General features: G+C 72.2%; 16 protein-coding genes. 6 read left to right on the plus strand and 10 right to left on the minus strand.

Annotation, left to right across the window (positions count from 1 at the left end):
• Position 1: 1 nt before the first annotated feature.
• From VFV67_RS10285 to VFV67_RS10330, 10 genes are all read right to left on the minus strand, one after another.
• Positions 2-898 (minus strand): SRPBCC domain-containing protein, encoded by an 897-nt coding sequence (locus VFV67_RS10285; protein WP_326469085.1) that lies wholly within the window; start codon positions 896-898, stop codon positions 2-4.
• Positions 891-1,232, minus strand: coding sequence for a metalloregulator ArsR/SmtB family transcription factor (locus tag VFV67_RS10290; RefSeq protein WP_326469086.1), 342 nt, complete (start codon positions 1,230-1,232; stop codon positions 891-893). Before VFV67_RS10290 ends, VFV67_RS10285 begins: the two co-directional genes overlap by 8 nt.
• 58 nt (positions 1,233-1,290) lie before the next feature.
• A complete protein-coding gene (locus VFV67_RS10295; protein WP_326469087.1) occupies positions 1,291-1,992 on the minus strand; it encodes a hypothetical protein in 702 nt (233 codons plus the stop codon).
• A gap of 26 nt (positions 1,993-2,018) precedes the next feature.
• On the minus strand, positions 2,019-3,326 hold the full coding sequence (locus VFV67_RS10300; protein WP_326469088.1) for an aminotransferase class III-fold pyridoxal phosphate-dependent enzyme: 1,308 nt from the start codon (positions 3,324-3,326) through the stop codon (positions 2,019-2,021).
• Between the two features lie 16 nt (positions 3,327-3,342).
• Positions 3,343-4,590: an MFS transporter gene (locus VFV67_RS10305; protein ID WP_326469089.1), complete on the minus strand. Its 1,248-nt coding sequence runs from the start codon at positions 4,588-4,590 to the stop codon at positions 3,343-3,345.
• Positions 4,587-5,165 carry a DUF5825 family protein gene (locus VFV67_RS10310; RefSeq protein WP_326469090.1) on the minus strand — a complete coding sequence of 193 codons (579 nt, stop codon included), beginning with the start codon at positions 5,163-5,165 and terminating at the stop codon, positions 4,587-4,589. The genes VFV67_RS10305 and VFV67_RS10310 overlap by 4 nt, the downstream gene beginning before the upstream one ends.
• Positions 5,162-7,006: a RiPP maturation radical SAM C-methyltransferase gene (locus VFV67_RS10315; RefSeq protein ID WP_326469092.1), complete on the minus strand. Its 1,845-nt coding sequence runs from the start codon at positions 7,004-7,006 to the stop codon at positions 5,162-5,164. The genes VFV67_RS10310 and VFV67_RS10315 overlap by 4 nt, the downstream gene beginning before the upstream one ends.
• A 162-nt stretch (positions 7,007-7,168) precedes the next feature.
• Positions 7,169-7,930: a hypothetical protein gene (locus tag VFV67_RS10320; RefSeq protein ID WP_326469094.1), complete on the minus strand. Its 762-nt coding sequence runs from the start codon at positions 7,928-7,930 to the stop codon at positions 7,169-7,171.
• The gene (locus tag VFV67_RS10325; RefSeq protein WP_326469095.1) at positions 7,927-8,871 is read right to left on the minus strand and encodes an alpha-ketoacid dehydrogenase subunit beta; all 945 of its coding nucleotides are present in this window, start codon (positions 8,869-8,871) and stop codon (positions 7,927-7,929) included. The genes VFV67_RS10320 and VFV67_RS10325 overlap by 4 nt, the downstream gene beginning before the upstream one ends.
• Positions 8,872-8,878: 7 nt before the next feature.
• The gene (locus VFV67_RS10330) at positions 8,879-9,838 is read right to left on the minus strand and encodes a thiamine pyrophosphate-dependent dehydrogenase E1 component subunit alpha (RefSeq protein ID WP_326469096.1); all 960 of its coding nucleotides are present in this window, start codon (positions 9,836-9,838) and stop codon (positions 8,879-8,881) included.
• 202 nt (positions 9,839-10,040) lie between these two features.
• Between VFV67_RS10330 and VFV67_RS10335 the strand changes: the two genes are divergently transcribed.
• From VFV67_RS10335 to VFV67_RS10360, 6 genes are all read left to right on the plus strand, one after another.
• Positions 10,041-10,754 carry a helix-turn-helix domain-containing protein gene (locus VFV67_RS10335; protein ID WP_326469097.1) on the plus strand — a complete coding sequence of 238 codons (714 nt, stop codon included), beginning with the start codon at positions 10,041-10,043 and terminating at the stop codon, positions 10,752-10,754.
• 519 nt (positions 10,755-11,273) lie between these two features.
• Entirely contained in the window at positions 11,274-11,816 is a 543-nt protein-coding gene (locus tag VFV67_RS10340; RefSeq protein WP_326469099.1) for a TlpA disulfide reductase family protein, read from the plus strand.
• 20 nt (positions 11,817-11,836) lie between these two features.
• A complete protein-coding gene (locus tag VFV67_RS10345) occupies positions 11,837-13,642 on the plus strand; it encodes an ABC transporter ATP-binding protein (RefSeq protein ID WP_326469101.1) in 1,806 nt (601 codons plus the stop codon).
• The gene (locus VFV67_RS10350; RefSeq protein WP_326469103.1) at positions 13,639-14,115 is read left to right on the plus strand and encodes a S26 family signal peptidase; all 477 of its coding nucleotides are present in this window, start codon (positions 13,639-13,641) and stop codon (positions 14,113-14,115) included. The genes VFV67_RS10345 and VFV67_RS10350 overlap by 4 nt, the downstream gene beginning before the upstream one ends.
• A complete protein-coding gene (locus VFV67_RS10355) occupies positions 14,112-14,654 on the plus strand; it encodes a MauE/DoxX family redox-associated membrane protein (RefSeq protein WP_326469105.1) in 543 nt (180 codons plus the stop codon). Before VFV67_RS10350 ends, VFV67_RS10355 begins: the two co-directional genes overlap by 4 nt.
• 116 nt (positions 14,655-14,770) lie before the next feature.
• A complete protein-coding gene (locus VFV67_RS10360; protein WP_326469106.1) occupies positions 14,771-18,727 on the plus strand; it encodes a BTAD domain-containing putative transcriptional regulator in 3,957 nt (1,318 codons plus the stop codon).
• The last annotated feature ends 59 nt before the right edge of the window (positions 18,728-18,786 follow it).

The raw sequence follows: 18,786 nt of genomic DNA on the forward strand, positions 1-18,786 counted from the left end.
CCTAGCCGCGGGTGGAGATCTGCTGGACGGCCCAGCTGTTGCCGTCGGGGTCGGAGAAGTAGAGGAAGCCGACGTTGTCAAGGGGGTCGGGTTGGGGGGAGGGGTTTTCCGCGACGATCTGGATGTCGCTGACGTCGACGCCGTTGTCCAGGAGTTGGGCGCGGGCCTTGTGCAGGTCGGCGACGACGAGTTGCACGCCCTGCAGGGAACCGGGGGACATGGTGTTGCCGATTCCCTTGCCGAGGACGATGGAGCAGCCGGAGCCGGGTGGGGTCAGTTGGATGACCCGGACCTCGTCGCTGACCGTGGTGTCGTGGTCGACGTTGAAGCCGAGCTTGCCGGCGTAGAAGTCCTTGGCGCGGTCCAGGTCCGCGACCGGGACGAGGATGACCTCCAGGGTCCAGTTCATGTCGCGATCTCCGTTCTTCAGTAGTTCCAGCAGGTCGGTGAGCCGGTCGAAGGACTCGCCGACGCCGCGGCGCATGGGATAGCGCAGCACGGTGTCGCGGGCCTGCCGGGAGGCGTAGCGCGCGGTGGTGGTGAGCGTGGTGCGGTCGGCGCGTTCGGACAGCTCGTGGGTGATCAGGGTCTGACCCTCGTACGACTGGTCGTCGAACACCTCGGTGTAGACCAGGAGTTCCGGCGGCTCGATCATCCGGTATGCGCCACTTTGGACCATACGGGCGCCGTCCGGGCCGTGCGAGACGAACCGCCAGGTGCCGCCGATCCGAAGGTCCACATAGCACTCGGTGACGTTCCAGCCGCGGGCGCCGTACCAGCGGGTCACCAGCTCGGGTTTGGTCAGCGCGTCGAACACCAGGCGGCGGGGGGCGTCGAACTCGCGGGTCAGCACGATGTCGGTGTCCGTCGGCGTGGTCACCGTCAGCGGTTCACTCATGAAAGCCTTCCTCGGCCTTCAGTTCGGCCAGCAGCCCGTCCAGGCGCTGATAGCTTTCCGCCCAGTAGCTCCGGTAGTTCTCCAGCCAGTCCCTGGCGTGTTTGAGCGGGCGGGCCTGTAACCGGCACGGCCGGCGCTGCGCGTCCCGCCCGCGCGAGATCAGCCCGGCCCGCTCCAACACCTTGAGGTGCTTGGAGATCGCCGGCTGGCTCATCGCGAACGGTGCGGCCAGCTCGGTCACCGAGGCGTCGCCGGCGGTCAACCGGGCCAGGATCGCCCGCCGGGTCGGGTCGGCCAACGCCGCGAACGTCGCGTCCAACTGATCAGTGCTCATGGTCATAACCCCTAGTTTTCATAACCAGGTGGTTTTCTACTGGGTCGCACGCCGGCTGTCAATGGCCGGCTGTGCTGATCCGGCGATTGACCAGCGCGGTGGCCGCCGCGATCGCCGCCGTCCGCGGGTCGGGCTCCGGCGGGTCGTGCCGGACCGGGATCGCACCGGCCCCGGCCAGCGCCGCCAGCTCGCCCGGATCGCCCGGAACGACCAGCACCAGCTCACCAGCGGTCGGCAAGTCCACAGTAGACAGTGACTCGGTCGCGGTGGGATCGAGGACGAACCCGGTGGCGCCCCACTCGAACCGGCGCACCACCGACCGGTACACCGCGCCGATCCTGGGTAGCCACACCTGTCCGGACCGCTCCGCCGCGTCCCGGGCCACCCGTCGCCAGTACGGTGCCGGATCCCGGCGTTGCCACCGGTCGGCCACCGGGCCGGGCACCATCGGCGCGATCTCGGCGGCGCCGGCCGCGGTCAGCTCCGCGACGGCCAGCCCGTCCCGGTCCGCGCCGGCCACGCCGTGCACGACCAGCACGGCCGGTTCCGGCCGCGGCACGAACTCGCGCCCGGTCACCTCCAGATCCAACCGGGCACCGGCCACTTCGGTCACCACCGCGCGCGCCGTCCCGCCGCGACCGTTGCCGAGCAACACTTCCTGACCCGGGCGGTGCGCCCGGGCCCGCCGCGCGGCACCGGACCGCAGGCCCGCCAACCGGAACCGGTCACCTGGCGGAAGCTCGTCGACCAGAAACAGCACCGGCAAAGGCTATCGCCGCGCGCCGGTCAGGCCGGGCCGCGCTCGTGCAGGGCCTTGGCCAGCCGACGGGCCAGTTCCTCGCAGTCGGCGCGGCTGATGGTCAGCGGGGGCAGCAGGGGGAGGACGCCGTGCGCGTAGCTGGTGAGCAGGCCGTGGTCGCGGCAGGCGAGGCGCAGGCGGTTGACGTCGGCCACCGACCACGGGGTGCGGTCCGGGTGGGCCAGCTCGACGCCGATCATCATTCCCTCGCCGCCCACCGTGCGCACCGCGGGATGCCCGGCAAGAGCGTCCCGGAGCAGTCCGGTGAGGTACGCCGCGGTCGCCCGCACCGAGGCGAAGAACCCGGGTGCGGTGATCACATCGAGCACCGCCGCTCCGGCCGCCATGCCCAGCGGGTGGCCGTCGGTGGTGGAGCCGTTGGGAAACCCGACCGGATGCTCGGCGCCGGCCAGTCGGTCGTAGAGCGGGGCGGACACGACGAGCGCGGCGAGCGGGAAGTAGCCCGCGCTCAGTCCCTTGCCGAGCACCACCATGTCCGGCACGCCGGCCAGCCGCTCGCTGACCGTCATCGAGCCGGCCCGGCCGGCCCCGGTGGTGACCTCGTCGGCGATGACGTGGATGTCCCGAGCCCGGCACTCGGCGAGCAGCCGGTTCAGGTAGCGCAGCGGAACCGGCCGCATGAAGTTGCCGAGCACCGGCTCCAGCATGATCGCGGTGACCCGGTGCGCGCCGAGTTGGTCGATCAGATCGAGCACCGGCCGCACCGGGTCGGTGCCGGGCGTCTCGTCGAAGTCCGGCGTGCCGACATGCCGGACGAACCGGTCCAGCGGTGCGGAGAACTCCTGGAACACCGGATCGGCGGTCAGCGCCGTGGCCAGCGGACCGGTGCCGTGGTAGCCGCCCTGCACGGTGATGACGTGGTCCCGGCCGGCTTGTCCGGTCATCCGCCGGTAGTACCGGGACAACATCGCCGCGGCCTCGGTCATCTGGCTGCCGGTGTTGCCGAACCGCACGTAGTTCAACGGATCCGGCAGCGTGTCGGCGAGCCGGGCGGCGTAGTCCGCGGCCACCTGGGTGGGGTGCTCGTACCGCATCACGGTGCCGGACGGCAGCAGTTCCAACTGGGCGTGGATGGCCGCCTTCACCGGCTCGCAGGAGTACCCCAGGGTGACGTTCCACATCGACGACCGGGCGTCGAGATAGTCCCGGCCGGCCCGGTCGCGCACCGTGCTGTCCGATCCGCTGACCAGGAACATGCCCGGATCGGAGTCGCGGAAGAACCGGGCCATGGGCGACGCGCCGTGCCATAGCCGGTAGTTGTCGGAACCGAACATCGAGACCTCCGAACGATCATCGGGACAGGCTGGGAGCGGGCCGGGCCAGGCCGGCGAGGGACCGGACCAGGAGCAGGCTGGTGCTGGAGATCAGGGCGCCGGCGAACATGACCGTCACCAGCGAGGTCGACGCGGCCAGCGCACCGGCGACGACTCCGCCGGCCGGGACCATGAGCCACGCGACGGCGTAGACGGTGGCGTAGACCCGGCCCTGGTAGTCGACCGGGGTCAGCAACTGCCGCGCGGTGGCCGCGCTGACCCTGAAGTACACCAGCGCGAAGCTGTAGCCGAGTTGGTAGCCGGCCAGCCAGAGCACCGGCGACCCGCTCGCGGCCAGCGGCACCAGCCACAGCGCGGCGACCAACCCGGCCAGCGAGACCGGCAGCAGCACGCGCGGGCGGTGCCGGTCCATCGTGCGCCGCACCGCCAGCGCGGCGCCGAGCGCGGTCACCCCGCCGACCGTGACCAGCGCGCCGATCACCGACGTGGACAGCCCGAGCCCGTCGAGCACGTAGGGCAGCCAGAGCGCGTTGACGATCGAGCTGCCGAAGTTGAACAGGACGAACGCGGCGGCGAGCGCGCGCAGCCCGCGGTGCCGCCAGACGAACCCCACCCCGGCGCGCAGCCGATCCCAGAGCCGGTCCTGCCCGGCCGGCACCGCCGCAGCCGCGGCCGCGCCCCGGATCATGGCCAGCAGCACCGCCGAGGCCAGGAAGCTCGCCGCGTCCACGAGCAACGCGGCCGCGGACCCGGCGAAGGTGATCAGGAGCCCGGCCAGCACCGGGCCGGCGACCTCGGCCGCGGCGGTGGCCTGGGCGACCCGGCTGTTGGCTTCGGCGTATCCGGTCCGGTCGACGATCCGCGGCAGGTAGGACTGCACGCAGACCTCGTGCGCGGTGCCGGCCACGCCGATCAGCAGGACGGCGAGGAACAGCAGCCACAGCCGCAGCCCACCGAGCCAGGCCAGCCCGACCACCGCGCCGAGCAGCAGCATCCGGGCCAGGTCGCAGGCGATCATCGTGCGGCGTTCCGGGCGGCCGACCAGGTGCGCGGCGATCGGCGCGGCGAGGACGGCGGCCGGCAGCGTCTGCACCGCCCACAGCAACGCCACCTGCCCCGGTGTGGCGCCGGCATCGGTCAGCGCGAACACCGGCAAGGCCAGCATGGAGAACCGGTCGCCGAGCCCGCTCACCGCATGCGCCGACCACAGCGTCCGGAACGTGGGGTTGGTCCGGAGCAGCCCGGCCGCCGGGCCGCCGGTCACACCGCGTCGAAGGGCACGGGCCACTGGCGCATCCGGTAGGGCAGCAGGGTGGCCCACGCGCCCCGGCGCACCACCAGCCGTTCGGCGTCCAGCAGGTCGCACAGCGTGCGGGTGTCCGGCTCGGCGCCGGGAAGGTGGGCCACCGCCTCGAGCCGGGGCCAGCACGCCACCGCCCGCTCGTCGTCCAGCCGGTAGCGCATCCCCTCCGCACGAACGTCCCGCAGCAGCAGGAAACCCGGTCCGGTCCGGTAGTAGCAGAGCCCGTACCGGTGCCGCCGCCGCCATTCTCCGACGCCGTCCTGCGGTCCGGGTCGCGGCGGGGGCAGGTGGCACACCAGCGCCGGATCGAACGGCAGGGCCGACCCGGCGGTCCAGTCGATCCGGAGGATCACCGACATCGCCTCGCGCAGCAGGCGCAGGAAGCGCACGTCGAACTCGTCGTCGGCGCCGAGCACGACCGGTTCGGTGAGCACCAGGGAACGCAACCCGTTGCGGTACAACGCGACCGGGTCCAGTTCGGTCAGCCGCGCCGGGCCGACCGCGCGCTCCCGTTCGGACAGTTGCGCCGTCGTCATGTCCTTATCCTCATCGGAACGTCGGTGGTGGCCAGGGCGAGATACCGGTCGCCGTCCCGGAACAGCAGCCCGGCCTCGTCGAGCTCGTCGAGCCAGGCGGCCAGCCGCGGACCGGTGATCGCGAGGCCCTCGTCGGTGAGCCGGTCCCGGATCGCGCGGGCGGAGCGGCCGTGCTCGAGCTGGTGGTAGGCGGCGACCAGCACCGGATCCTCGATCCGGTGGTCCCGCTCCGGCCAGCCGCTGCGCCGGTCCCGGACTCCGATCCCGTCCGGCGACTCGAATCGCACCAGGGTGCTGTCGTGGTGCCGTTTTTCCCAGTCCTCGATGGCCTGGTGCAGTGCTTCGACCACCGGGCCGCGAATGCCCGCGGCGTCGGTGTCGAACAGGTAGACCAGATCGGCCAGCTCCCGCTGCGGAAGGTCGTACACGTGGCGGTAGATCGCGGCCGGCGCGCGCCGGGCGAAGCCGAGCTCCGGCCGGTCGAAGTTCGGGCTGAACCGTTCCAACAGGATCGGGCTCGCGGCCGACGGCGGTTGCAGGTGCACAAGGGCCGGAACCTGGTCGATCACGGGCCAGTAGTCCTCGTCGGCCTCGCCCGGGAACCCGTAGAGCAGGTTCCACGTCGTGCTCAGGTGCGCGGATTCGCAGTCCCGCAACGTCCGCACGTTGCGCAGCGCGTCGACGCCCTTGTCCATGATCTTGAGCACCCTGGTGCTGAGCGACTCGATGCCCGGCTGCACGTGCGCGACCCGGGCGGCTCGCAGCGCCTCGATCTGCGCCCGGGTGAGGTTCGCCTTGACCTCGTAGTGAATGCGCAGATCCCAGTCGAGCGCGGCGAGTTCCGGCAGCACGTCGGTGAAGTAGTGGTTGTCGATGATGTTGTCCACCATGATCACGTCGAGGGTGCGGTGCCGGGCCACCAACCCGGTCAGCTCGTCGACCGTGCGCCGCGGCGGCTTGCTGCGGAACTGCATCAGCGAGCCGTTGAGTCCGCAGAACGTGCACTGATGGGCCTCACCCCACCAGCAGCCGCGGGCGGACTCGAGCACCAGCTTGGGCTCGATGTACCCCTCGAGCGGTGAGTTCTCCAGATGGTCGAACCAGTCGTCGAAGTCCGGGACGGGAATCCGGCCGGGCGGCAGCGGATGGCGCCGGTCGGCGTTGGCCACGCTGGTCTCCCCGCGCCGCCAGCACACGCCCGGCACGTCGGCCGGCGGTTCCCCGCGTTCGATCGCGTCCAGCAGGGCGGGAAACACCGACTCGCCCTCACCGCGCACCACATAGTCCACAAAGGAGTAGTTGCGGTGCAGCGCGGCGCCCATCGGCCCGTCGCAGTTGCCGCCGCCGAGCACGGTGATCACCGATGGGGCGTACCGCTTGATCCGCGCGGCGACCGCGAGGCTCGGCACGTTCTGCATGAACGTGGTGCTGAAGCCGACCACGTCCGGCTCGTTGTCCAGGATCTCCCGGGCGGCCCGGTCGACGAACTCCTCGGCGTAGGCCCGCATGTCGACCGCGCGACCGGGATCGATCTCGTGCCGGCGCACGTAGTCGGCGAAGGTGGTACGGCCGAAGTCGTTGCCGTGCAACACCCCGGTGAACACCCAGTCACCGATGCCCTGGAAGATGCCGTTTTCCGCCACCTCCACGTAGTCCGCGGGGCCGATCTCGCCGCCGGTGCGTTCGAACAGGAACTCCGCCCAGCGCAGGTTGCCGTGATAGTTGTCCGGCCCCGCCCGGCCGGCCTCCCGGCACACGGTGGTGAGCAGCCCGAGGGGTAGTGACGGCAAATCGAGGGTCTGCCACGGCATGGTGACCAGGCAGATTCCGAGCTCGGTCATGTGAAAGATCCCAGCGGTAGGGAGTCGGGGGGCGGATCGCCCCCCGATCGGCGAAAGTGCCTAGCCCTGCTTGGCGATGCGCTTGAGGGCCTTGGGTGGGGCGGGGTAGTAGCAGGTGTTGGTGACCAGCGTGTTGAGCCGCACCTTCTTGAGGACCATCGTTCACCTCCTCTCCGGGATCCGGATCCCGACGCCGCGCAGCCGTGCGCGGTGCCGATGCATGAACCAGCGCTCGATCCGTTCCGCCGGCTGCCCGGTCAGTTCGGCGAGCCCGGTGCACGCGGCCGGCAGGTTGATCACCGCAAGGCCGCGTCGCTCCCATTCCGCGCCGTGCGCGTCCCAGTTCTCCCGGCCGTCCTTGCTGGCGTAGCTGCGGCGCAGGTAGTTCAGACCGATCGCCACGTGCCGGGTCTCGTCCGCGCGCACGTGCCGGTAGATCTCCGCAAGCGGGTCTCCGGCGAAGATTCGTTGCAGCAGAATGAACTCGTCGGCGGCCAGCCCCTCGAACATGGTGTGCATCAGGAACTTCTCGGCCTGATCGGCGGCCGACAGCGTGGCGTGCAGCTCGTCGAGGTAGCTGCCGTCCTGGTAGACCTCGGCGAGCTCGCCGCCGCGCGCGACCGCGTAGGCGAGGAAGGCGTCGCTGTGCCTGGCCTCGTCGTCGACGGCCGTGGCCAGGCTCATCCGCACCGCCAGATCCTCGGTTCCCACCACCAGTTCGGCCGCGGCCACCAGGCCCGCCTGTTCGGCCCAGTAGGACGTGGAAGCCAACCGCCAGGCCCGTTCGAGCCCGTCGTCGTCCAGCACGGTCTGCCCGGTTCCGATCAGCTCCCGGGCCGACCACCGCTCCCGCTCCCTGGCCCGGACGAACAGCTGGTAGGACGGCTCATCGAGGTGCTCGATCTCCGGCCGGAGCAGAGTCATGTCAGCGACCTTCCGTTGAGCAGGGCGAGGGCCTGCCGTTCGATGGACTCCGGGTTGGGGAAGACCTCCCGGTGCAACGCCGGGCTGAACGGCGACGGCACCGGCAGTGCGTTGAGCGCCCGGATCCGGGACGGCGCGACCGCCTGCGCGGTGACCAGCCGGGCGGTGATCTCCGATGCCACCGAACAGGGCGCGGGTGCGTCGTCCACGACGAGCACGTCGCCGGTGGCCGCCGCCGCTTCGGAAAGTCCGGCCACGTCCAGTGGGGCGACGGTGCGCACGTCCACCACCATCGCGCTCACCCCGCGCTCGGCCAGCCGGTCGGCCGCCTGGAGCGAGTGCCGCACGGCCAGGCCGATCGCGACGATGGTGAGGTGCGTGCCCGGCCGCGCCACGTGCACGCGACCGAACGGCAGCTCGGCGATCGGCGTGCCGTCCCATTGCGGCGCATCGGCCAGCAGGGCGGGTGCCTCGAGGAGCACCACCGGGTCGGGATGGCGCAGCGCGGTGGCCAGCAGGCCGGCCGCGGCCTGCGCGCTGCCCGGGACCGCCACCACCAACCCGGGTATCTGGGCGAGCATGGCATAGGGCACGTGCTCGTGCTGCGGCCCAAGGGACTCCGCGGCGCGGGTCTGCGCGCGCACGGTCAGCGGAACCGAGTACTGCCCGCCGGTCATGTAGCGCAGCTTGGTCGCCTGGTTGACCAGCGGATCCATTGCGGTGAACAGAAACGCCGCCCGGGCGAGGTCGACGACCGGCCGCATGCCGGCCGCGGCCAACCCCACCGCGAAGTCGAGCATGGCGTTCTCGGCGATCGGCATGCTGCGGATCCGCTCCGGCCCGAACTCGTCGACGAACTTCGGCGACTGCCAGGTGCACAGGTAGACCAGCTCGGGATCGCGGCGCAGGGCCTGGACCAGGGCGGTGTAGAGCGCGATCATCGCCGGGTCACCACCGGCTGACCATGAGATCGGTTCCGATCTCCTCGGGACCGGGCGCCGGTTCGGCGAGGGCCCACTCGGCGGCTTCGGCCATCTCCCGGTAGGCGCCCGCTCGCAGCTCGTCCACTGTGGACTGATCGACCCGGCGGGCGAGCAGGGCCCGCTCGGCCGTGCTGACCGGGTCGCGGTCCCGCCAGCGCCGCACCTCCTCCGCCGGGCGATACGGTTCGGGCGGCACCGGACCGAACTGGCAGTGGAAGTCCCGAAGGTAGGTCGACGCCTCGAGGAACCGGGCGCCCCGCCCGGCCCGGACCTCGGCCAGCAGCTCCCCGGCGAGATCGGCGACCGCGCCCACGTCGTTGCCGTCGACGGTCCGCGCCGGCACACCCAGACCCGTGGCGACGGCGGCCGGCGGCTGGCCGGACACCAGGGGGCTCGCGGTCCGGTCCTGCCAGCCGTTGTTCTCGCACACCAGCAGCAGCGGCAACGCCTGCCGGGCCGCGATCCGCAGCGTCTCGAGCACCACCCCGGCGCCCATGGCGCCGTCGCCGACAAACGCCACGACGGCCGCCCGGCTGCCGCGGATCCGGGCCGCCGCCGCCATGCCGGCCGCGATGCCGACGCCGGCCCCGACGATCGAGTTGCCGCCGAGGAACCGGCGGGACCGCTGGGCCAGGTGCATCGAACCGCCCTTGCCCCGGTTGACCCCGCTCGCCCGGCCGAGCAGCTCGGCGAACATCGCCGCCGGCTCGAGGCCACAGGCCAGCGCGTGGCCGTGACAGCGGTAGTAGCTGACCACCTCGTCGCGCGGTCCGAGCCGACCGCCCACGCCGGCGGCGATCGCCTCGTGCCCGGTGTAGGGGTGCACGGCACCGGGAATCTCCCCGCGCCGGGTGAGATCCAGCGCGGTCTCCTCGAACGCCCGGATCCGCAGCATCGTCGTGAGCAGCGCCAGACCACGCGTCACATCCGCCGGCTCCAACCGGTGTACAGCGACGTCAGCTGAGGTCACGGCAGCCAGTGTTTCGAGCCCGCGGAACGGCTGTCTTCGTGAGAAAGCGAGAAAACGCCGTGGGCGGCCGGACCTGGGGACGGTCAGTTGTCACGATTCAGACGAGGGGCTGAATTTGCGGACCATCATTCAGCGTGTTCACACGCTCACAACACTCTTGCTCGACGACAGTCCGGCGGCCGAGGACCTGGCGGACCACCTCGACATGCACCTCGCCAAGCGCTACCTGGTGCTGGTGGTCCGGGTTCCGGGCCTGGCCTCGGGCCGGCGGCACGACCGGGTGGTCCAGGCTTTGTTGCGCCGCAGGCGGATTCCGGTCGCCTGGTACCAGCCGGACGAGCTGGTCATGCTGCTGCCGAGCAGCGGCTCGGATCCGACCTACCTTCCGGCGGCACCCCAACCGGGCGCACTCGGCCTGGTCCGCGAGGTCGCCGGGATGCTCGAGGCGCCGTGCGCGGCCGGAATCGCCACCGGCCGGACCGGCGCGCTTGCCGGGGTGGTCGCCCTGGCCCGCAGCATCAGCCGGGTGGCGCCGGCGCAGGCGACGCCGAACCGGCTGCACACCATGGCCGACGTGTTCATCGAGCTCGGGGTGATGCGGCTGCCCGAGGTGGATCACTGGCTCGGCGATCTCGCCCGCCGGCTGACCGCCGGTCCCGACCTGGTCGGCACGCTGGACGCCTACTACCAGAACGACATGAGCCGGCTGAACACCGCGGAGGCGCTGCGCATCCATCCCAGGACCCTGGACTACCGGCTGCACCGGGTGCGGCAGCTGGTGGACATCGACCCGGGCTCGGCCTCCGGGGTGCGCATCCTCAGCACCGCGGTCACCCGCGCTCTCGCCGTGACCCGGAGACACGGCAGTTGACCGGCAGTTGGCGGCGCTGACCGGCGGCGCGACCCGCCGCCGGTCGGCCCGGTCGCTGCTCGGCGCTGGTCGTGGCGGTTAGGGATTCCGCAAGGGTTGCGCCGGATCCGGCCCGGAACCGGGGGAGCGGCGGGCGATTCGTGCAACGTTTCTGCAGCGCCCGGCACCGAAGGTTGTGGTCCGGTGCCGCGCCACCGCGGTACCGGGTCGGCCAGGGAGGTCGTTTTATGGTGAAACTGCTCAGACTTTGGTCGGACGCGATGGTGGAACGGGTCGTGCCCCGGGTCACCGCCAAGGCCGCACCCACGTGTTGCGAGCAACCCGGCTCCTGCTGGTGGGGAGAGCACTGCTACTGCTCAGGAGCGAGGGGATACCGCCGGTACCACTGCTGCAACTCCGCGTACCAGTGCCCGTCCACCTGCCGGTACGCGGGCTCGTACTGCGTCTGACCGTTCGGGGCGCCGCTACCTCGTCCCCGCGAAGGGGCGGCGTCTCCCCATCGATCACGAGGAGCCGCACATGTTCGTCCCCATCGCACTCGCCGTACTCGGCGCGCTGTGCCTGCTGAACCTGCTCTTCATCCTCGGCGTGGTCCGGCGACTGCGCGAGCACAGCACGGCGATCGCCGCCCTCGGTCGAGCCGGGGGAATGGGCGACGGGGTCCTCGCGGCCGGTTCCGAGGTCGGTGCGTTCAGCGCGACGACGATCGAGGGCGAGCGGGTCAGCGCGGACGGTCTGTCCGGCCGCACGCTCGTCGGCTTCTTCGCCCCCGGATGCGAACCGTGCCATCTCCAGCTCCCCTCGTTCGTCGACATCGCCGCGGACGTTCCCGGCGGGCCGTCCCAGGTGCTCGCCGTCGTCGAGTTGGGCGACGGGGACCGGGCCGCGATGGTCGACCGGCTCCGCGGTGTCGCCCGGGTGGTCCTCGACGAACCGGGCGGTGCGGTGACCAAGGCCTTCGCCGCGGAAGCCTTCCCGTCCTTCTGCGTCCTCGACGAGCGGACGATCACCTCGAGCGGGCACGACATCACGACGGTCGCCGATCCGGTCGCCGCCGTATGACCCCGGCGGGCGGTGCCCGGGTGAGCATCGCGGCCCTGCGCCTGGTCGTTCGGGCCGCCCCGGGCTGGCTGATCGCACACGTGGCGCTCACCCTGGCGGGCGCCCTGCTCCCGGTCGCGGTCGCGCTGCTCACCAAGCTCACCCTCGACGAGCTCGGTGGTGCGCGGTCGCACGGCGATCTGCCGGTGCTCGCCGCGGCGCTCGCCGTCCTCGGTCTGCTGGCCACCGCCCTTCCCGAGCTGGACCAGTACGTTCGGGCCGAGCAGGAACGGACCGCGGCGCTGGTGGCGCAGGAGCAGTTGTTCCTTGCGGTGGACCGGATCGTGGGACTTCGCCCGTTCGAGGACCCGCGGTTCCTCGACCGTCTCCGGCTGGCCCAGCAGTCCGGCGGCAACACGCCGAGCGGTCTGGTCGACGGCTGGTTGTCCATCGCGCGGGGCGTGCTGACCGCGGCCGGTTTTCTCGGCGCCCTGCTCGTGTTGAGCCCGGTGATGACCGGGATCATCGTGGCGTCCATGGTTCCCGCGCTGATCGCCGAGCGGGCCCTCGCCCGGCGCCGGGCGGCGATGATCTGGGCGAACAGCCCGACCGAGCGGCGCGAGATGCTCTACGGGTTCCTCCTCGTCGACGCGCGCGCCGCGCAGGAGGTCCGGCTGTTCGGCATCGGCGCGTTCCTGCGCGGCCGAATGCTCGCGGCCCGCCGGGTCACCGACTCCGAGCACCGCCGGCAGGACCGCCGGGAACTCCGTTACCAGAGCGGGCTCGGCCTGCTGTCCGCCATGGTCGCCGGCGGCGGGTTGGTGTTCGCGATCTTCGGTGCCAAGGCCGGCACGCTGACCATCGGAGACGTGGCGCTGTTCGTCGCCACGGTCGGTGGGGTGCAGGGTGCGCTGCACACCGTGGTGCGCTCGCTCGCCCGGGTCCACCAGGAGCGGTTGAACTTCGAGCACTATCTGGGGGTGACGTCGGCGGCGGCCGACCTACCGGTCGCTGCCGACGCCTGGACCCTTGCCCCGCTGCGGAACGGGATCGAGTTGCGCGACGTGTGGTTCCGCTACACCCCGGACGGGCCGTGGGTCCTCCGCGGCGTCGACCTGGTGATACCACACGGAACCAGCGTCGCGCTGGTCGGCCGCAACGGCGCCGGCAAGTCCACGCTGGTGAAGCTGCTGTGCCGGCTGTACGACCCGACCCGGGGCTCGATCAGCTGGGACGGCACGGATATCCGCGACGTCGATCCGGCGGTGTTGCGGCGCCGGATCGGAGCGGTGTTCCAGGAGTTCGTCCGGTACGACCTGACCGGGGCGGAGAACATCGCACTGGGTGATCTCACCCGGATCGCCGAGCGCGACGCACTGGTCGACGCGGCCCGAACGGCCGGCGTGCACGAGGCGCTCGCCGCGCTGCCGAAGGGATACGACACGCTGCTCAGCCGGTCGTTCTACGACGAGCAGGACGACGAGGACGTGGGCGGCATGCTGTCCGGCGGTCAGTGGCAGCGGATCGCCCTGGCCCGTTGCCTGCTGCGGCACGACCGGGACCTGCTCATCCTCGACGAGCCGAGCTCCGGGCTGGATGCCGAGGCCGAGCACGAGATCCATGACCGGATCAGCCGGTTGCGGTCCGGGCGCACCAGCCTGCTGATCTCGCACCGGCTGGGCGCGATCCGTTCGGCGGACCGGATCGTGGTGCTCGACGACGGCCGGATCACCGAGGCGGGGTCGCATTCCGCGCTCCTGGCCCGCAACGGCAGCTACGCGCGGCTGTTTCGCCTGCAGGCGGCCGGGTACCGGGATACGCCGGTGCCCGCCGCACCGCTGTCATGATTCCGGCGCTGTGCGGGCTGGCCGCCGTGATGCTCGCCGCCCTGGTCCTTCTCTTGACACGACTGCAGTTTCTCGTGGTCGTGGTGGACGGGCCCAGCATGTCGCCGGGGTTCGTGTCGGGCGACCGGGTGCTCGCCCGGCGGATGCCGGCCGGCGTGCTGCGCGCCGGCCAGGTCGTGGTGCTCCGGCATCCGGCGGCGCCACCCGGTGACCGGCGGGGACCCTGGCTGGTCAAGCGCATCGCGGCGTTGCCGGGCAACCCGGTGCCCGAACCGGTCCGTTCGTCCCAGGGCTGGCCGGCCGGCACGGTGGTGCCGCCCGGTCATCTCGTCGCGTTGGGCGACAACAGCGGGCACAGCTACGACTCGCGCCAGTGGGGCCTGTCCACCCTCGACGACATCGCGGGTGTGATCGTCCGCCGGCTGGGCGGACCGCCGGAGGAGTCCGGATCGACGAGGAGGAGTCCGCGGTGACCTACGTCGTGATCGGCATCCGATGCCTCATCGGGATGCTGTTCGTGGTGTCGGCGGCGAGCAAGCTGCGTGGTCCCGACGCCTTCGGCGCGTTCGCCGACTCGCTGCGGCGGCTGGGGTTCGTCTCGCCCGCGATCCTGCGGCCGGTCGCGATCGCCGCCGTGCTCGCCGAGGTGGCGATCCCGGTCCTGCTCGCCCTTCCCATGGCCAGGGCACAAGCGCTCGGGTTCGCGCTCGCCGCGGTCCTGCTTGCCGTGCTGGCCACCGGAATCGCGCTCGGTCTGCGCCGGGGGGCGCGGGTCGCCTGCCGGTGTTTCGGCCATTCGGAGGAGGTTCTCGGCCGCCGGCACGTCGCGCGCAACGGCGGTCTCGCGGTGGTGGCGACGCTCGGGCTGGTCGGCGCCCTGGTCACGCCGGCCGGCCCGGTCCTGGCCGAGCCGGCGATCGTGGCCGGGCTGGCCGGCCTGGCCACGGCCCTGATCGTCACCAGGTTCGACGACCTGTTGGAGCTCTTCTCGGTCAAGCCCAGCCAGACGTAGCCGGCCGGCACCGCCCTTGCTTGACGCCGCAATACGATGCATGGCGGCATCAGTGGCGCAACGCATTGGTGCGTTCGGCCCTTGGGGGTTCGAACGCATGGGGCAGAGGCCGGGGCATGGCGGTCGAGTTTCTGGTTCTTGGGCGGGTCGAGGCGTGGGCCGGTGGCGTGCGCCTCGACTTGGGCCCGGCGCGCCAGCAGCACGTGCTGGTGGCATTGCTCGCCGAGCCCAACCGGGTGGTGTCGCCGGGTCAACTGGCCCAACGCGCGTGGGGCGAGGAAACCCCCGCAAGCACGCCGTCCACCCTACGGGCCTACCTTTCCCGGCTGCGAAACGCCATGGCCGGTGTACCGGAGTTCGGGATCGGCCGGCGGGCCGGCGGGTACGTGCTCTCGCTCGATCCCGACCTCGTCGACCTGCACCGGTTCTCCGCGGCCGTGGCGCAGGCGCACGCCACCGACGATGACGATCGCCGGCTGGCGCTGCTCGAGCAGGCGTTGGCCATGTGGCGCGGCGAGGCCTTCGCCGAGATGGACACCCCGTGGATCAACGCGTTGCGCGACCGGGTGGAGGCGGTGCGGGTCACGGCCGAACTGGATCACACGGATCTGCGGCTGCGCCGGGGCCAGCACACCGCGCTGGTCGGCGAGCTGGTCGGCCGGGCGGCGGGCCGCCCGCTGGACGAACGGCTGGCCGCGCAGGTCATGCTCGCCTTCTACCGCAGCGGCCGGCAGGCCGAAGCCCTGCTGCGCTACGACCGGATCCGCACCCGGCTGGCCGACGAGCTCGGCACCGACCCCTGCCCCGCACTGCGCGAGCTGCACCAGCAGATCCTCACCGACAGTCCGGCGGTGCGACTGTCGGCGCGGGCGGACGAGGAGGGCCGGCGCCCGCCGGTGAGCCGGTTCGGCGCCGCCGTGCTGACCCACCGGCAACGACTGGGGTTGACCCAGGAGGAGCTGGCCGGGCGGACCGGTCTGAGCGTGCGGGCCATCCGGGATCTGGAAACCGGTCGGGCGAACGTGCCCCGGCAGAAGTCGGTGCGGCTGCTCGCCGACGCATTCGGCCTGCGCGGGTGGGAACGCGAGCGGTTCGAGGACGACCAGGGCCGAAACCCCGACCGCGGCGGCGAATCCGGGACACCGGTCCGCGAGCACCGGTCGAACCGGACGGCCGGGCGCGGCCGGCGCGCCGACGTTCGGCTGCTCGGTCCGGTCGCGGTGGCCGCCGGCGGCACCCGGGTGGATCTGGGGGCGCCCCGGCAGCGGGCGGTCTTCGCCGCGCTGGCGGCGGACGCGGGCGCGGTGGTGTCGGTCGACCGCATCGTCGAACGGGTCTGGGGGCCCGCACCGCCCAGCCGGGTGCGCGAGGCGCTGCAGGTCTATGTCGCGCGGATCCGTGGTCAGCTCCGGCAGGCCACCGGGACCGACCGGGTGCTGCGGCAGGCGCCCGGGTACCTGCTGGACATCGACCGGCTCGGCGTGGACGTCCACCGGTTCCACGCGCTGGTCGACCAGGCGCGGGCGCCGGCGTGCCAGGACGAGGAGCGCGCGGAGCTGCTCCGCACGGCGTTGGAGCTGTGCGGCGGAACACCGCTGGCCGACATCGCGGGGGACTGGGCCGAGCGGACGCGCTCGGTCTGGGAGCAGCACCGGGTGGACGCCGTCCTCGCCTGGTCCGATGTGGAGCTGCGGCTCGGCCGCCCGCAGGGGATCGTCGACCGCCTGATCGACCTGGCGGCCCGGCATCCGCTTGCCGAGCCGGTGATCGCCATGTTGATGCGGGCGCTGTGCGCGGTGGGCCGCTACGCCGAAGCGCTCAACCACTACTCGGCGACCCGCAAGCTCCTGGCCGAGCACCTGGCGGTCGAGCCGGGAGCCGAGCTGCGCACGGTGCACCAGTCGATCCTGCGCGGCGAGCTGGGACCGGGCGCGGCGTCGGCCCCGGTCGACGGGCCGGCCGCAACGGTGACGCCCATGCAGCTGCCGATGGATCCGCGCGGCTTCACCGGCCGGGACGTCGAGCTCTGTGCGCTGGAGGCGATCGCCGGCCAGGCGGACGATCCGCCGGTGGTGGTGATCAACGGAACCGCCGGGGTGGGCAAGACGGCGCTGGCCGTGCACTGGGCGCACCGGATCGCGCACCGGTTCCCGGACGGCCAGCTGTTCGTCAACCTCCGCGGGTTCGACTCCGGGCCGGAGCCGATGACCGGACACGAGGCGCTGCGGGGGTTTCTGGCCGCACTCGGCGTTGCCGAACAGCGGATTCCCGGGGAGCCGCAGGCCCGGATCGGCCTCTACCGCAGCCTGCTGGCCGGCAGCCGGGTGCTGATCATGCTGGACAACGCCCGGGAGGCCGAGCAGGTTCGCCCGCTGCTGCCGGCCGCGCCCGGCTGCCTGGTGCTGATCACCAGCCGTGATCAGCTGCGCGGCCTCGTCGCCACCGAGGCCGCGCGCACCATCACGGTGCACCTGCTGCCCGAACCCGATGCCCGCCGGCTGCTGATCAGCCGGCTCGGCCCGGACCGCATCGCCGCCGAGCCGCAGGCCTGCGAGGCGATCATCGCCCGGTGCGCCCGGCTGCCGCTCGCGCTGGCCGTGGTGGCGGCACGGGCGGCCGGCCAGCCGGACTTCCCGCTCTCGGTCATCGCCGACGAACTCGGCGCCGCGAACCGCCTGGACCTGCTGTCCGCCGTGGACGTGCGGGGCGATGTGCGGGCCGTGCTGACCTGGTCGTACGACGCGCTTCCGGCCGACGCCGCCCGGCTGTTCCGGTTGCTCGGGCACCATCCCGGTCCGGACATCTCGATCGCGGCCGCCGCCGCGCTCGGCGGGCTGCCGGTGGCCAGGACCCGGCAGCTGGTCACCACCCTCACCGCGGCGAACCTGCTCACCGAGTCCTCGCCCGACCGGTACGGCACGCACGACCTGTTGCGCCTGCTCAGCGTCGAGCTCAGCGCCGGTCACGACCACGAGGCCGGCGAGGCCGCGAAGTCGCGGATGTACGACTACTACCGGCTCACCACCTGGCAGGCGGTCACGCTGGTGCGGCCCACCTCGGAGGCGCCGGCGGATTTCGGCGGCGCGCACGGGCTCACCGACCGGGACGAGGCGATCGCGTGGCTCGACACGGAGCTGCCCAACATCGTCGCCCTTGCCCAGCAGTGTGCCCGAACGCCGGCGAGCACCGGTCGGGTCATCGTCGAGCTGCTGCAGGCGCTGCGCAGCTACCTGCCCTCGCGCGGCCGGTGGGACGATTTCATCACCCTGGCCACGGTCGTGCAGGAGGCGACGAAGGTCCACGAGGACGCACCGGGCCGGGCACTGGCGCTGGCCTGCCTCGCCATCGTCGACCGGCGGGCCGCCCGGTTCGACTCGGCAGTGGCGCGGCTGACCGAATCCCTGGCGATCCGGCAGGCGATCGGCGACCCGCACGGCGAGGCGGTCTGCCTGGTCCTGCTCGGCATGGTGCTGGACAGCATGGAACACCCCGCCGCGGCCATCCGGTGCATGGCCAACAGCCTGCACCTGCACCGGCGCCTCGGCGCCACCGCGTCCTGTGCCACGACGCTGCACAACCTGGCCGAGTCCTACGCGCACGCGGGCCGGCTGCCCGCCGCCCGGCGGTTCCTGGAACGCAGCCTGGCGTTGCGCAAGGCCGTCGCGGACCCGTTCGGCGAGGCCTGCACCACCGTCGGGCTCGGCCAGGTGCACGCGCTGCTCGGCGATCGCGCCACCGCCGCGGCCCTGCTGGACGCCGGCATCGCGCAAGGCAAGGCGGTCGGCTATCCGGAGACGACCTGGAACGGACTGGTGTGCCGATCCAAGATCCGGCTCCAGCACGGCGAGGTGACCGCCGCCCAGCAGGATCTCGCCGAGGCGGCGGCGATCGCCCACGAGATCGGCGACCGGTACTTCTCGGCGATCACCCTGCGCCAGTGGGGCCGGCTCTACGAGGCGATCGGCGAACCGCACAACGCCAGGAACTGCGCCGAGCAGGCCGAGGCGATCCTGCACGGCTACCGCGGTGTGCGCACCTACCTGGTGGAGAACTTCCTCGACAGCACGCCGTGATCGCCGGCACCGGGGCACCGTCACGAACGACCCGGATCGGACGACCCCATCTGCGGGGA

The organism is Actinophytocola sp. (genome assembly GCF_035762905.1).
Classification (GTDB): Bacteria; Actinomycetota; Actinomycetes; order Mycobacteriales; family Pseudonocardiaceae; genus DASYTH01.

Coding starts and splice junctions, on each gene's coding strand:
- VFV67_RS10315 (WP_326469092.1), bottom strand. CDS start 7,006: ATGACCGAGCTCGGAATCTGCCTGGTCACCATGCCGTGGCAGACCCTC.
- VFV67_RS10300 (WP_326469088.1), bottom strand. CDS start 3,326: ATGTTCGGTTCCGACAACTACCGGCTATGGCACGGCGCGTCGCCCATG.
- VFV67_RS10325 (WP_326469095.1), bottom strand. CDS start 8,871: ATGATCGCGCTCTACACCGCCCTGGTCCAGGCCCTGCGCCGCGATCCC.
- VFV67_RS10360 (WP_326469106.1), top strand. CDS start 14,771: ATGGCGGTCGAGTTTCTGGTTCTTGGGCGGGTCGAGGCGTGGGCCGGT.
- VFV67_RS10285 (WP_326469085.1), bottom strand. CDS start 898: ATGAGTGAACCGCTGACGGTGACCACGCCGACGGACACCGACATCGTG.
- VFV67_RS10340 (WP_326469099.1), top strand. CDS start 11,274: ATGTTCGTCCCCATCGCACTCGCCGTACTCGGCGCGCTGTGCCTGCTG.
- VFV67_RS10310 (WP_326469090.1), bottom strand. CDS start 5,165: ATGACGACGGCGCAACTGTCCGAACGGGAGCGCGCGGTCGGCCCGGCG.
- VFV67_RS10320 (WP_326469094.1), bottom strand. CDS start 7,930: ATGACTCTGCTCCGGCCGGAGATCGAGCACCTCGATGAGCCGTCCTAC.
- VFV67_RS10290 (WP_326469086.1), bottom strand. CDS start 1,232: ATGAGCACTGATCAGTTGGACGCGACGTTCGCGGCGTTGGCCGACCCG.
- VFV67_RS10350 (WP_326469103.1), top strand. CDS start 13,639: ATGATTCCGGCGCTGTGCGGGCTGGCCGCCGTGATGCTCGCCGCCCTG.